Source organism: Pseudomonas sp. GL_139_B, assembly GCF_057834475.1.
Map to the genome: position 1 here is coordinate 1,896,065 of NZ_CM174403.1, position 14,311 is coordinate 1,910,375.

At 61.7% G+C, this 14,311-nt stretch carries 13 protein-coding genes; 1 reads left to right on the top strand and 12 read right to left on the bottom strand.

All coding sequences use genetic code 11. From position 1 onward, the window contains the following. Positions 1-62: 62 nt before the first annotated feature. The 12 genes from paaZ to paaF form a co-directional block, all read right to left on the bottom strand. Entirely contained in the window at positions 63-2,117 is a 2,055-nt protein-coding gene (gene paaZ, locus AC3ISI_RS08690) for a phenylacetic acid degradation bifunctional protein PaaZ (protein WP_489336437.1), read from the bottom strand. Between the two features lie 160 nt (positions 2,118-2,277). Beyond that, a complete protein-coding gene (paaE, locus tag AC3ISI_RS08695) occupies positions 2,278-3,354 on the bottom strand; it encodes a 1,2-phenylacetyl-CoA epoxidase subunit PaaE (RefSeq protein ID WP_489336439.1) in 1,077 nt (358 codons plus the stop codon). A gap of 33 nt (positions 3,355-3,387) precedes the next feature. Next, complete coding sequence (paaD, locus tag AC3ISI_RS08700; protein ID WP_489336441.1) at positions 3,388-3,921, bottom strand: 1,2-phenylacetyl-CoA epoxidase subunit PaaD; 534 nt, start codon at positions 3,919-3,921, stop codon at positions 3,388-3,390. Then, a complete protein-coding gene (gene paaC, locus AC3ISI_RS08705) occupies positions 3,908-4,669 on the bottom strand; it encodes a 1,2-phenylacetyl-CoA epoxidase subunit PaaC (protein WP_489336442.1) in 762 nt (253 codons plus the stop codon). Before paaC ends, paaD begins: the two co-directional genes overlap by 14 nt. Before the next feature lie 8 nt (positions 4,670-4,677). Continuing rightward, on the bottom strand, positions 4,678-4,959 hold the full coding sequence (gene paaB / locus AC3ISI_RS08710; protein ID WP_007943393.1) for a 1,2-phenylacetyl-CoA epoxidase subunit PaaB: 282 nt from the start codon (positions 4,957-4,959) through the stop codon (positions 4,678-4,680). A 27-nt stretch (positions 4,960-4,986) separates the two neighbouring features. Beyond that, the gene (gene paaA / locus AC3ISI_RS08715) at positions 4,987-5,976 is read right to left on the bottom strand and encodes a 1,2-phenylacetyl-CoA epoxidase subunit PaaA (RefSeq protein WP_489336444.1); all 990 of its coding nucleotides are present in this window, start codon (positions 5,974-5,976) and stop codon (positions 4,987-4,989) included. A gap of 1,062 nt (positions 5,977-7,038) precedes the next feature. Beyond that, complete coding sequence (paaK, locus tag AC3ISI_RS08720) at positions 7,039-8,364, bottom strand: phenylacetate--CoA ligase PaaK (protein WP_489336445.1); 1,326 nt, start codon at positions 8,362-8,364, stop codon at positions 7,039-7,041. 99 nt (positions 8,365-8,463) lie between these two features. Then, positions 8,464-9,675, bottom strand: coding sequence for a 3-oxoadipyl-CoA thiolase (gene pcaF, locus AC3ISI_RS08725; protein ID WP_489336446.1), 1,212 nt, complete (start codon positions 9,673-9,675; stop codon positions 8,464-8,466). Further along, positions 9,668-10,117 (bottom strand): hydroxyphenylacetyl-CoA thioesterase PaaI, encoded by a 450-nt coding sequence (gene paaI, locus AC3ISI_RS08730; protein ID WP_489336447.1) that lies wholly within the window; start codon positions 10,115-10,117, stop codon positions 9,668-9,670. The genes pcaF and paaI overlap by 8 nt, the downstream gene beginning before the upstream one ends. Beyond that, the gene (gene paaH / locus AC3ISI_RS08735) at positions 10,110-11,627 is read right to left on the bottom strand and encodes a 3-hydroxyacyl-CoA dehydrogenase PaaH (RefSeq protein ID WP_489336449.1); all 1,518 of its coding nucleotides are present in this window, start codon (positions 11,625-11,627) and stop codon (positions 10,110-10,112) included. Before paaH ends, paaI begins: the two co-directional genes overlap by 8 nt. A 3-nt stretch (positions 11,628-11,630) precedes the next feature. Then, positions 11,631-12,422 (bottom strand): 2-(1,2-epoxy-1,2-dihydrophenyl)acetyl-CoA isomerase PaaG, encoded by a 792-nt coding sequence (gene paaG, locus AC3ISI_RS08740; RefSeq protein WP_489337672.1) that lies wholly within the window; start codon positions 12,420-12,422, stop codon positions 11,631-11,633. A 52-nt stretch (positions 12,423-12,474) separates the two neighbouring features. Beyond that, on the bottom strand, positions 12,475-13,248 hold the full coding sequence (paaF, locus tag AC3ISI_RS08745; protein ID WP_489336450.1) for a 2,3-dehydroadipyl-CoA hydratase PaaF: 774 nt from the start codon (positions 13,246-13,248) through the stop codon (positions 12,475-12,477). A 359-nt stretch (positions 13,249-13,607) separates the two neighbouring features. Here paaF and paaY point away from each other — a divergent pair, with 359 nt between their 5' ends. Next, complete coding sequence (gene paaY / locus AC3ISI_RS08750) at positions 13,608-14,204, top strand: phenylacetic acid degradation protein PaaY (RefSeq protein ID WP_489336452.1); 597 nt, start codon at positions 13,608-13,610, stop codon at positions 14,202-14,204. The last annotated feature ends 107 nt before the right edge of the window (positions 14,205-14,311 follow it).

Below are 14,311 nucleotides of genomic sequence, written 5' to 3' on the forward strand. Positions count from 1 at the left end.
ACTCCCTCTTCGCGAGCAGGCTCGCTCCCACAGTGGTGGTGGGTTGACCACAATATTTGTGGTCAGTCCTCGCGTTTAACGACCAGGGTCAAAATGTCGTAACTGGCGACCAACTCACCCAGTTGGTTCGTGACTTCCACATCCCACGCCACCACCCCTTGCGGGATGCCTTGCGGGCTCTTCTTGCCCTGATCGATCTTGCGCTTGCAGGTCAACCGCGCCTGAATCGTGTCGCCAATTCCCACCGGATTGATAAAGCGCAACGTATCCAGGCCATAGTTGGCCAACACCGGCCCCGGCGCCGGGGAGACAAACAACCCGGCCGCGGCCGACAGCACGAAGTAACCGTGGGCAATACGCTTGCCGAACTGCGATTCCTTGGCGGCGATGTCGTCGAAGTGCATGTAGAAGTGGTCGCCGGACAGGCAACCGAAGTTCACCAGATCAGCCTCGGTCACGGTGCGACGGTGCGTGAGCAACGACTCGCCAATCTGCAAATCCTGGAAGAAGCGGCGGAACGGATGCACTTCGGTTTCGATGACCTTGGCGCCGCGCACGTATTCACCGGTAACGGCCGCCAACATGGTTGGCGAACCTTGTACGGCTGCGCGTTGCAGGTAATGTTTCACCGCGCGCAGACCGCCGAGTTCTTCACCACCACCGGCACGACCCGGGCCGCCATGCTTGAGTTGCGGCAATGGCGAACCGTGACCGGTGGATTCGGCGGCGGACTCGCGATCCAGCACCAGCAAACGACCGTGCCACGCCGCAGCCACCGGGATTGCTTTAGCGGCGATCTGTGGATCCTTGGTGATCAGACTCGCCACCAGGCTGCCTTTGCCGCGCGCTGCCAGAGCCAGTGCTTCGTCCAGATCGTCGTAGGCCATCAGGGTGCTGACCGGGCCGAACGCTTCGATGTCGTGGGCGCCACCTTCGGCATGCGGGTCGCGGGCTTGCAGCAGGGTCGGGGCGAAGAACGCGCCCTGGCTGACGTTCTCGCCGCGCGGTTCGAAACCGTCACGGGCGCCGAACAGCAGGTCGCTGCTCTGCAACAGGCTTTCCAGGCGTTCGGCGACGTCTTTTTGCTGGTCGTGGGAAGCCAAGGCACCCATGCGCACGCCTTCCACCGACGGGTCGCCGACCACGACTTTCTTCAGGCGATCACGCAGGCGTGTAGCGACCGCGTCGATGTGTTTGGCCGGCACGATGGCGCGGCGGATGGCGGTGCATTTCTGCCCGGCCTTGGTGGTCATCTCGCGTGCGACTTCCTTGATGAACAGCTCGAACTCTTCATCGTCCGGGGTGACGTCCGGGGCGAGGATCGCGCAGTTCAGCGAGTCGGCTTCGGCGTTGAAAGGCACCGAGTTGCGGATCAGGTTCGGATTGACCCGCAGTTTGGCGGCGGTGTCGGCAGAACCGGTGAAGGTCACCACGTCCTGGCCTTGCAGACGGTCGAGCAAATCACCGGTGCTGCCGATGATCAACTGCAAGCTGCCCGCTGGCAGCAAGCCGGATTCGTCCATCAGGCGCACCACGGCTTCGGTCAGGTAGCTGGTGGCGCTGGCGGGTTTGACGATGCATGGCATGCCGGCGAGGAAGCTCGGTGCAAACTTTTCCAACATGCCCCAGATCGGGAAGTTGAAGGCGTTGATGTGCACGGCCAGGCCGCCGCGCGGCACCAGAATATGGGTGCCGGCGAAGGTGCCGAGTTTGCTCAGCTGCATCGCCGGGCCTTCGTGGACGATGTTGCCCGATGGCAATTCCCGCGAACCGAGGCTGGCGTAGGTGAACAGGGTGCTGTTGCCGCCTTCGATGTCGATCCAGCTGTCAGCACGGGTCGCGCCGCTGTGGTGGGAGATCGCGTAGAGCTGTTCTTTGCGTTCGCTCAGGTACAAGGCCAGCGCCTTGAGACGTTGGGCGCGTTGCTGGAAGTCCAGCGCCATCAAGCCACTGATGCCTTGACGGCGACCGTGTTCGACGGCTTCGGCGAAGTCCGGACGCTCTTCGTGGGTGCGCGCAATCTCATGGCCGTCGATGGCGCTGCGCAGCACCTGGGCACCTTGTTGGCCGATCCAGCGACCGGCGATGAAGCTTTGCAGGGTAGGGGCGTGGGACATGGCATTGACTCTCAAAAGTTTTGAAAACGCCGCAGGACCACTGTGGGAGCGAGCCTGCTCGCGATAGCGGTGGGCCAGTCAACATTAATGTTGATTGGACTGCCCTCATCGCGAGCAGGCTCGCTCCCACAGGGTTTTGCGGTGTTCTTGTAAATGGGGTTCAGAGCTGATCGAAATCCAGCACCACTTTGTCGCTGATCGGGAACGCCTGGCACGACAGCACATAGCCGGCGGCCACTTCGTAGTCTTCCAGGGCGTGGTTGCTGTCCATTTCCACTTCGCCTTCGATGACCTTGCACTTGCACGTCGAGCAAACGCCGGCCTTGCACGAGTAGGGCAGTTCGGCGCCTTGGGCGTTGCCGGCGTCGAGGATGCTCTGGCTGTTGCGCGGCAGGTCGAACGCCAGGGCGCGGCCGTCGCTGATCACGGTGATCTGGCTGACCGCAGCATCCACTTGCCGGGCCGCCTCGCGGGCTTCGCGTTTTTGCTGGCTACCGGCGACAGCAAACAGTTCAAAATGGATGCGTTCCGGCGCCATGCCCTTGGCCTTGAGGCTGTCGCGCACGGTTTCGGTCATTTCCTGCGGGCCGCAAATGAACGCCGCATCGAGGGCTTTGACGTCGAGCCAGCGGCTGAACAGTTGCTCGCATTTTTCGGCGTTGATCCGGCCGTTGTACAGGTCAACGTCCTGCTGCTCGCGGCTGAACACGAAGATCAAATTCAAGCGCTGCAAGTAGCGGTTTTTCAGGTCTTCCAGCTGTTCGCGGAACAACGCACCGGAACTGGAGCGGTTGCCGTACAGCAGGGTGACGCGGCTGTGCGGTTCGGTTTCAAGGGTGGTCTTGATGATCGACAGGATCGGCGTGATACCGCTGCCGGCCGCGACTGCCAAGTAGCTGCCATGGCGAGCCGGATCGAGTTGGACACAGAAATGCCCGGCGGGCGGCATGACCTCCAGGCTCTGTCCGGCTTTCAATTGCTCGTTGGCAAACGCCGAAAATCGCCCGCCAGCCACACGCTTGATAGCGACGCGCAGTTCACCGTCGTTGACCCCGGTGCAAATCGAATAGGAACGGCGAACTTCTTCGCCATCCAGTTGCGTGCGCATCACCAGGTGCTGGCCCTGGGTGAAGTGAAAACTGTCTTGCAGGTGCTGCGGAATCTCGAAGGCGATAGACACCGCATCGCGGGTCTCGGTGCGCACGTCCTTGATGGTCAGGCTGTGAAATTTACTCATTGTTGTTCTCCAGCTGGGACGGCCGATTGCCGCTCAGATGCACTTGAAATAGTCGAACGGTTCCCGGCAATCGACGCAGCGGTACAGCGCCTTGCACGCGGTGGAACCGAATTCGCTGAGCACTTCGGTGTGCGCGCTGCCGCACTGCGGGCAGACAATCACCGGGCTTTCGCCGAGCAGGCTGCGCTTGCTGGTGCTGCCCTCCGGCGGGGCGATGCCATAGGCGCGCAGGCGTTCACGACCGCTGGCGCTGATCCAGTCGGTGGTCCACGCCGGGGTCAATTTGCGTTCCAGTTGCGGGGCTTCGAACCCGGCCAGCACCAGCGCGTCGCGGATATCACTTTCGATCACTTCGGTGGCGGGGCAGCCGGAGTAGGTCGGCGTGACCACCACGTGCAGGTGCCCGGCCTGCCAGTCGAGATCGCGCACGATGCCGAGGTCGACCACACTGACCACCGGCACTTCCGGGTCCATGACCTGCGCCAGGATCGCCCACGCGGCGGCCAGGTCGGTCGGTTGTGCCGGCCGGGCGCCGAGATCGCTGGCGATCAGCTCACCAGGTCGCATCGGGGTACGCTCGTGGCAGGAACTGCATTTCGGCCAGCAGAATGCCGAGGTGTTCGGTGTGCAGGCCCTTGCGTGCATTCAGGTAAAAATAGCTGGGCGCGTTCGGTACGGGCAGGGTGGCGCTGGCGAAAATCTCGCTGACCTTGGCTTGCCAGGCAGCGGCGACTTGCGCGGTGTCCGGGGTGATGCCGGCGTCGCACAGGCGTTGTTCGCTTTCATCAGCACTGATCAGTTCGACGGTGAAGCGCCAAACCTCAGGAATGGCCGCGAGCATGCGCTTGTGGCTTTCCTCGGTGCCGTCACCCAGACGTTCTACCCACTCGCTGGAGCGGCGCAGGTGATAGGTGACTTCCTTGACAGCTTTGGCGGCAATCCCGGCGATGCGTTCGTCGCTGGACTGGCTCAGGCCGCTGAGCACTGGCAGGTGCCAGGCGTCATAGAGGAACTGCTTGAGGATGGTCACCGCGTAATCGCCGTTCGGTTGCTCTACCAGCAACAAGTTGCGGTAGGCGCGTTCGTCACGGCGGAAGGCCAGGTCATCAGCATTGCGGCCGTCGTTCAACAGTTCGGCGGCGTATTCCAGCCAGTTGCGCGCCTGACCCACCAGGTCGAGGCCGACGTTCATCAACGCCAGTTCTTCTTCCAGCGCCGGGGCCTTGCCGCACCATTGGCACAGGCGCTGGCCCTGGATCAGGGCGCTGTCGCCGAGGCGCAGCAGGTATTCGATCAAATCAGTCTGGTTGTTCATGGTCGACCTCACATGTGCCCGACTTCGGCCGGCAGCTCGTAGAAGCTGGCGTGGCGGTAGACCTTGTCGTCCGACGGATCGAAGAGCGGGTCTTTTTCATCCGGCGACGAAGCAGTGATCAGCGCCGAAGGCACAACCCACAGGCTTACGCCTTCACTGCGCCGGGTGTACAACTCGCGAGCGTTTTCGATGGCCATGGTGGTGTCGGCGGCGTGCACACTGCCAACATGCTTGTGGTTGAGGCCGTGCTTGCTGCGCACGAAGACTTCAAAAAGGGTCCATTCAGACATTTCAATGACTCCACATCAGGTGGCCGATCAGGCGGCGTTCTTGTTCTGTTTTTTGCGGGCGTGGGCGACGGCGGCTTCGCGAACCCAGGCGCCATCTTCAATCGCCTTGCGGCGGGTGGCGACGCGTTCCTGGTTGCACGGGCCGTTGCCCTTGAGCACTTCGTAGAATTCGCTCCACTGGATCTCGCCGAAGTCGTAGTGGCCGGTTTCGGCGTTCCACTTCAGGTCCGGGTCAGGGCAGGTACAGCCCAGCAGCTCCAGTTGAGGGATGGTCTGGTCGATGAAGCGCTGGCGCAGCTCGTCGTTGCTCTGGCGCTTGATTTTCCAGGCCATGGACTGTGCGCTGTTCGGCGAGTGTTCGTCGCTTGGGCCAAACATCATCAGCGACGGCCACCACAGGCGGTTGATCGCGTCCTGGACCATGTCTTTTTGCGCCTGATTACCGTGGCGCATCATGGTCAGGAGGATTTCGTAGCCCTGGCGCTGGTGGAAACTTTCTTCCTTGCAGATCCGCACCATGGCCCGGGAATAGGGGCCGTACGACGTGCGCTGCAACACCACCTGATTGACGATGGCGGCACCGTCTACCAGCCAGCCCACTGCGCCCATGTCGGCCCAGTTCAGCGTCGGGTAATTGAAGATGCTCGAGTACTTGGCCTTGCCACTGTGCAGCTTGGCGATCTCTTCATCGCGGTCGGCACCCAGGGTTTCCATGGCGCTGTAGAGGTACAGGCCGTGACCGGCTTCGTCCTGAATCTTGGCCATCAATTGCAGTTTGCGTTTGAGCGTTGGCGCGCGGGTGACCCAGTTGCCTTCGGGCAGCATGCCGACGATTTCGGAGTGGGCGTGCTGGGAGATCTGCCGGATCAGGGTCTGGCGATAGGCATCTGGCATCCAGTTCTTGGCTTCGATCTTGATTTCTGAATCGATTTTTTCCTGGAATGCGCGTTCCTGTTCGGACATCTCCGACAGGTCTTTGATGCGCTTTACGCCGGTTTCTACGAGCTGTGCGTACATGGGGGTCTCCCGCCTTGAATCTGTTTGAAGGCATGGAGAACTTTATAAGCGATACAGAATTTAATATCAAACATAAAATACGGTGTCGTATGTGTTTTTGTATCGCTTTGGGATGAGTGGTCGTTTTGGGTGTATATCCGTTTCTTCGGTAACGGCCACTTATGGTTCCGCTCTTACAGCGGGTCACTTTCGAAAAGCGCGAAAGTAACCAAAGCGCTTCTGCCCCTTTCGTTCGGTGCCTCGCCCAGGCTCGGCATGCCCTCGCTCCGGTCCTGCTCCGTGGGCCCGCCGCCATCGGCCATCCATGGCCGGGGGCGGCTAACCCGGCATCCATGCCGGGTTGCCCACTGCGCAGAACCTGCGCTCGGCCTCTCGAGGGGGCGGTGCGTCAAAATCAAAAGCTGAAGGCGAGCTAACGCTCGGCCTGATGAGTGGTGAGAAGCAAAGCCGTACGCCGATCCCTTGTGGGGGCAGGCCTGCCAGCGAAGGCGGCCTGGCAGCCGACCAATCTCTCAGGGATTTACCCTGCCCAACTGTGGGAGCAGGCTTGCTCGCGAAGCTGTTGATCTTGCCGTTGCCGTTGCCGTTGCTTCGGCTTTTGATCTTGATCTTGATCTGTTGCCCCTTTCCCAGAGGCCGAACGCAGGCGTTGCAGAGGGGGCACCGCGGCAAGGATGCCGCGGTAGCCGCCCCCGGCCATGGATGGCCGATGGCGGCGGGCCCCCGGAGCAATGCCGGAGTGAGGGCATGCCGAGCCTAAGCGAGGCACCGAATGGAGGGGCAAAGCCTTTTGGTTCCTTTTCGGCGTTTGGAAAAGGGACTCGCTGTAAGAGCGAAACCGCCAGCAGCCGTTACCGCAGAGATGGATATGTACACCCGATAGAAAATGGTCGGCTGCCAGGCCGCTTTCGCTGGCAAGCCAGCTCCTACACGGGGGCCGGGTACATCCGCAAAGAGACTGGATGGCTGTCTGGCCGTCTTCGCTGGCAAGCCAGCTCCTACAGGGGGCGTGTGTTCAGGCAAAAAAAACCCCGCATAAGCGGGGCCATAAAGGTGCAGCAGTCATGCTTTCGGGCGCTTGTCCATCACGTGACAAGCCTTGCCCTCAGAACGCTTGATCGAATGCATCGGCTGCAAAACAATCCGCGTACTGATCCCGATATACGTCTTGATATGCCGACTCAACTCGCCACAAACAGCCTTCTGCTGTTCATCGCTCAAATGCTGATGTTCGGCCTTGAGCTCCACATGCACATCCACACTGTCCAGGTTGCCATTGCGATACAGATGGATCTCATAAGCTTCTGAAAGTTGTTTTATTTTCAGGACTTGTTCCTCGATCTGCGTCGGGAACACGTTAACCCCACGAATGATCAGCATGTCATCGCTGCGCCCGGTGATTTTGTCGATCCGTCGCATCGGTCGCGCGGTTCCCGGCAGCAGGCGCGTCAGGTCGCGGGTGCGGTAGCGGATCATCGGCAAGGCTTCTTTGCTCAGCGAGGTGAACACCAGTTCACCCATCTGGCCGTCCGGCAGCACTTCGCCGGTGATCGGGTCGATGATTTCCGGGTAAAAGTGGTCTTCCCAGATCGTCGGACCGTCCTTGGTTTCGGCGCATTCCATGGCGACGCCTGGTCCCATGATTTCCGACAGGCCATAGATATCCAGCGCGGTAATGCCCAGGCGATTCTCGATGGCGCTGCGCAGTTCACCGGTCCACGGCTCGGCACCGAAGATGCCCAGGCGCAGAGCCAGTTTATGCGGGTCGATGCCCTGGCGCTCGATTTCATCGGCGATGTTGAGCATGTAGGACGGCGTGACCATGATGATGTCCGGCTGGAAATCCTTGATCAGCTGCACCTGTTTCTCGGTCTGGCCGCCGGACATCGGAATCACCGTGCAGCCCAGGCGTTCAGCACCGTAGTGGGCGCCGAGGCCACCGGTGAACAGGCCGTAGCCATAGGAAATATGCACCTTGTCGCCACGACGACCGCCGGCCGCGCGAATCGAACGGGCAACCACGTTGGCCCAGGTGTCGATGTCGTTCTGGGTGTAACCGACGACGGTTGGTTTGCCGGTGGTGCCGCTGGAGGCGTGCAGGCGCACGACTTCGTTCATCGGCACGGCGAACATGCCGTAGGGGTAGTTATCGCGCAGGTCGTTTTTTGTGGTGAACGGGAATTTCGCCAGGTCTTCCAGCGATTTGATGTCATCCGGGTGTACGCCCAGAGCATCGAAGCGCTGACGGTACAGCGGCACATTGTTGTAGGCGTGGTTCAGGCTCCAGCGCAGGCGATCCAGTTGGTGTTGACGCAACTCGTCGATGCTGGCGGTTTCCAGTGGGTCCAGCACAGGATCAAGCATGGCTTTGGCTATTGGCATGTTCATAACTTCACTCGAATTATTTTTGTGTTCCAGTCCCGCCGTGGCAGGGCTTTGAGTGCATGCCCCAAGGATACCTCTCGGCTCCTTGGGAATCGCGATTCTTTAGTCGGATAGGCGCTCGATGATCAGCGCAATGCCTTGGCCGACGCCGATGCACATGGTGCACAGGGCGTAGCGGCCTTGACGGTCTTCCAGTTCATGCAGGGCGGTGGTCACCAGCCGTGCGCCGCTCATGCCCAACGGATGACCGAGGGCAATCGCGCCGCCGTTCGGGTTGACGCGCGGGTCGGAATCGCCCAGGCCCAACTCGCGCAGCACCGCCAAACCTTGCGCGGCAAACGCTTCGTTGAGTTCGATCACGTCCATGTCGGCCAGGCTCAGGTTGGCCAGTTCCAGCACTTTGCGGGTCGCCGGCACCGGGCCGATGCCCATGATGCGCGGCTCGACGCCCGCGGTGGCCATGGCGACCACCCGGCCGCGCGCCTTCAGGCCGTGGCGTTTGGCGACTTCGGGGCTGGCCAGCAGCAGCGCACAGGCACCGTCGTTGACTCCGGACGCATTGCCGGCGGTGATGCTGCCGCCTTCGCGGAACGGCGTGCCGAGTTTTTGCAATTGTTCCAGCGTGGTGTCACCGCGAGGGTGCTCATCATGCTCGACGACTTTGGCCGGGCCTTTGCGCTGAGGGATTTCCACCGCGACGATTTCTTTAGCCAAACGGCCGCTGGCCTGGGCCGCGCCGGCGCGTTGCTGGCTGCGCAGGGCGAAGGCGTCCTGGTCGGCGCGGGAGATGTTGAACTGCTCGGCGACGTTTTCAGCCGTCTCCGGCATGGAGTCGATGCCGAAGGTTTTCTTCATCAGCGGATTGACGAAGCGCCAGCCGATGGTGGTGTCGTAAATCTGTGCGTCACGGGAAAACGCCTGTTCGGCCTTGCCCATCACCAGCGGCGCGCGGGACATCGATTCGACGCCGCCGACCAGCATCAGCCCGGCCTCGCCACAACGAATCGCTCGTGCCGCGGTGCCGATGGCATCCAGCCCGGAACCGCACAAGCGGTTTAGGGTGGTGCCGGGTACGCTGACCGGCAATCCGGCTAGCAGCGCCGACATGCGTGCGACGTTGCGGTTGTCTTCGCCGGCCTGGTTGGCGCAGCCGTAGATCACGTCATCCACGGCAGTCCAGTCGACCTGCGGGTGGCGACGCAGCAGTTCACGCAGGGGCACCGCGCCGAGGTCGTCGGCACGTACGTTGCTCAAGGCTCCGGCGTAGCGACCGATCGGGGTCCGCACCGCGTCGATGATCAAGGCGTCATTCATTCGGGGTCTCCTGCGCCAGCACCGAGCCGCGCACTTTGTAGGATTTGCCATGGAACAGGGCGATCAACTGACCCTGTTGGTTTTCGATACGTACGTCGTAGTTGCCGGTGCGGCCGGAACGGCTTTGCTCGGTGCACTCGGCAGTCAAGGTGTCGCCCAGGCGTGCCGGGGCGATGTAGTCGATGCTGCAACCGATGGCCACTGTGGCGTCGTTGTAGCTGTTGCAGGCAAAGGCGAACGCCGAGTCGGCCAGCGCAAACAGGTAGCCGCCGTGGCAGGTGCCGTGGCCCTGAAGCATGTCGGCGCGCACGCCCATTTCTACGCGGGCGCAGCCGGGTGTTGCCCCGAGCAAGCGCATGCCCATCGCCTGGCTGGCGGTGTCGCGGCTGAACAGGGCGTTTGCGCAATCGCTGGCCAGGTTCATCGCCTCATGGTTAGTCATGGAACGTCCTCCCTTCGGCGACCCGGCGGCGCAACAGCAGTGATGGCCGATAGCGTTCTTCGCCGTAACCGGCTTGCAGGTTGTCCAGCACCTTGAGCACGTGCGGCAGGCCAACGGCATCCGCCCAAGCCAGCGGGCCTTGCGGGTAGTTCACCCCGGCGCGCATTGCCAGATCGATGTCGGCGGCCGATGCCACGCCTTGCAGCACGGCGTCGGCGGCTTCGTTGGCGAGCATGGCGACGGTGCGCAACACGGCGAGGGCCGGGCTGTCACTGAGTGCGCTGACGGTGAACCCGGCCCGTTGCAGCAACGCGACGCCGTGATCGAGCGCGGATGGCTCGATGTCGGCCGCGTAGCTGATCGCGATGCGGCTGGCGTTGCCGTAATCGAATGCGAGGTCGAGCAAGATCAGATTGCGCAGCCCGTCTTCCTTGGCGCGCTGACAGGCCATGCGCCCATCGCTCAGCGCCATGACCGCGTCACCGACTCGCAGCAGGCCTTGGCCGTCGCGCTGAATGACTTCGATATTGTGTTCACACAGGCGCGTGATCAGCGCATTGGCAATGCCCAGATCACCTTCGACGACGCAGGTTTTAACGCTCTGTTCGCTGCTGAGGGTGGTCGGCTGCGGCCGCTCGGCACCTTCGGCGTAGCTATAAAAGCCATGACCGTTTTTGCGCCCCAGACGCCCGGCGTCCACCAGGTCTTTCTGGATCAATGAAGGCAAGAAGCGCGTGTCGCCGTAGTAGGCGTCGAACACCGAACAGGTCACTGCATAGTTGACGTCATGGCCGATCAGGTCAGTCAGTTCGAAAGCTCCCATCGCGAAGCCACCGGCATCGCGCATCAGCGCATCCAGGGTCGGGCAGTCGGCAGCGCCTTCCTGAAGCAGGCGCAGGCTCTCGGCGTAGAACGGTCGGGCCACGCGGTTGACGATGAAGCCCGGTGTCGAACGGGTGTGTACCGGTTTTTTGCCCCAGGCCTTGGCGGTGTCGTACAGGCAGGCGGCCAAGGCTGGATCGCTGGCCAGGCCCGAGACGATTTCCACCAGCGCCATGACCGGCGCCGGGTTGAAGAAGTGCAGGCCGAGCAAGCGTTGTGGGTGATTCAGTTGCGCGGCGATGCTGGTGATCGACAGCGACGAGGTGTTACTGGCCAGAATGCAGCGCTCACCGCAGATCTCTTCCAGTTGGCGGAAGAGGGCGCGTTTGACCTCAAGGTTCTCGACGATGGCTTCGATCACCAGCTCGCAATCGGCCAGCGCTTCGATGGCTTCCACCGCCAGCAACCGGGCGAGGGTGGACGAGCGCGATTCGGCCGAGAGCTTGCCGTTGTCGACGCGTTTGCCCAGTTGTCGGGCAATGCCTTCAATGGCTTGCGCCGCCGCGCCGGGGCGATTGTCCAGCAGCAGCACGCTGTGGCCGGCCTGCGCCGCGACTTGCGCGATCCCGGCGCCCATGGCCCCGGCGCCGATCACGGCGATGCGAGCATTGATGTTCAGTGCAGTCATGACTCAGCGCCCCTTGAAGCTTGGGCTGCGTTTTTCCATGAAGGCGCCGACGCCTTCACGGTAGTCCTCGCTGCGCCCAGCCAGGCGCTGCAGGTCTTTTTCCAGCTCCAGCTGCTCATCAAAGGTGTTGCTCAGACTGGCGTTCAGGCTGCGCTTGATCAGGGCCAGGCCGTAGGTCGGTTGGGTGGCCAGGTGTTGGGCGAGTTTCAGCGCTTCATCGCGCAGTTCGGCGTCCTCCACACAGCGGTAGATCAAGCCCCATTGCTCGGCTTGTTCAGCGCTCAAGCGATTGCCGAGCAAGGCCAATGCCTTGGCGCGGGCCATACCGACCAGGCGCGGTAAAGTCCAGGTGCCGCCGGAATCGGGGATCAGGCCGATTTTGCAGAAAGCTTGAATAAAACTTGCCGAACGCGCCGCCAGCACCAGGTCGCAAGCCAGCGGGATGTTGGCGCCAGCGCCGGCGGCCACGCCGTTGACCGCGCAGATCACCGGCAGCGGCAGGTCGCGCAACTGGCGGATCAGCGGGTTGTAGAATTTCTCGATGGACTCGCCCAGATCCGGCACAGCGCTGCCCGGCGCCACATTGCGGTCGCTGAGGTCTTGCCCGGCGCAGAAGCCGCGACCTTCACCGGTCAGCAGCAACACACGCACGTCCGGGTTCTGCCGGACCTGTTTCAGGGCTTCCTTTACTTCACCGTGCATCTGCGCGTTGAAGCTATTGAGCTGGTCCGGACGATTGAGGCTGATCAGGGCGACGCCGGCCTCGATGGAAAACAGGATGTGTTCGAAGTTCATGGTCATGGCGCTCTCTGGGAGGGTTCGCTTTTTTTAAAAAAGGGCGGGGTGATTACTGGCCAATGAAGGTCGGCGTGCGTTTTTCCTGGAAGGCTTGAATACCTTCATCGCGGTCGCGAGTGCCGGCCAGCACGGTGAAAGCATGGCGCTCGAAGCGCAGGCCGCTAGCGAGGTCGGTGTCCATGGCCTTGAGCAGCGCTTCTTTGGCCAGGCGCACGGCCAGCGGTGCTTTGCCGGCAATGCTGCGGGCGATTTGCAAAGCGCGTTCGACGGTGAATTCTGGCTGGGTCACTTCGCTGACCAGGCCGGCGCGCTGCGCCTGGCGGGCGTCGATCGACTCGCCGGTCAGGACCATTTGCATGGCCATGGATTTGCCGACAGCACGCAGCAGGCGTTGGGTGCCACCGGCGCCGGGCATGATCCCGAGATTGATTTCCGGCTGACCGAAACGAGCGTCTTCACCCGCAATGATGATGTCGGCGTGCATCGCCAGTTCGCAGCCACCGCCCAAGGCGAAGCCGTTGACGGCGGCGATCAGCGGCTTGTTGAAGCGGGTGATGGTTTGCCACGATGCCTGGCGCGGGTCGTCGAGGATGCCGACCAGATTGCGCTCGGCCATTTCCTTTATGTCGGCGCCAGCTGCAAAGGCCTTGCGGCTGCCGGTCAGGACCACGACGCGGGTGTCGGGATCGGCTTGCGCGGCGTTCAGTTCATCGGCTAGCTCACCGAGCAGTTCGGTGGTCAAGGCATTCAATGCCTGAGGGCGTTGCAGGGTAATCAGGCGAACGCCAGGCTCGATGATTTCGACAGCAAGGGTTAGAGGCATGGCGGATGCCCTCACAGTGTGTGCTCGGCTGCAATGCCGGCTCATTATTGGATCGGCGCGGTGGGCCGGTTTTGCCTGAGTATACCTACAACGTGATACGTAAATACAATAGTAAAGCGTATTTAATGTGTCTTATTGACAGGCGGCTGATCTGAATAGAGAGGTGTCTATAAGAGACAGGTGACTGAGTAGTCGCTGGTTTTATTGGGTTTTGTGGCGGATTTACAGGTGTCGCGAGGCCTCCCGTCATAATCGGAGCTAAGTGATACGGATTTTTGTCTTTGTGCTGGCAAAAGCGATGTGATACAAAATGGCCCTGTATCGGCATCGCTTTACGAATGCGTTTAAAGGACAGTCCCATGACTTGTTACAGCCTCGATGGCTTGACCCCGGTGGTTGATCCCACTGCTTATGTTCATCCGTCCGCGGTGCTGATCGGCGACGTGATCGTCGGCCCCCATTGCTACGTCGGGCCACTGGCGAGTTTGCGCGGGGACTTCGGGCGGATCGTGCTGGAGGAGGGCGCCAATCTGCAGGACACCTGCGTGATGCACGGTTTTCCGGACAGTGACACAGTGGTCGAGCGCAATGGCCACATCGGGCATGGCGCGGTGTTGCACGGTTGCCGAATCGGCGCGGACGCGCTGGTGGGCATGAACGCCGTGGTGATGGACAACGCACGCATTGGCCCGCGCTCATTCGTGTCGGCGACGGCCTTCGTCAAGGCAGGGTTCGAATGCCCTGAACAGTCACTGGTGATGGGCGCACCTGCCAGCGTCAAGCGCGGCCTCAGCGATGAAGAAGTGTCGTGGAAGCAAGCAGGCACCCGCGAATATCAACAACTGGCCAAGCGTTGCCTTGAACAGATGCAAGTCTGCGAGCCGTTGACCGAGCCGGAAGCGGATCGCCCTCGCATCAGCGACAGCGGCTTTCGCCCCAAAGGCAGCGCCCATTGAACACTGATCTCCTGTAGGAGCGGGCTTGCCCGCGAAAGCGGTCTGACATTCAACATCAATGGTGACTGACATACCGCTATCGCGAGCAGGCTCACTCCCACAGGGCG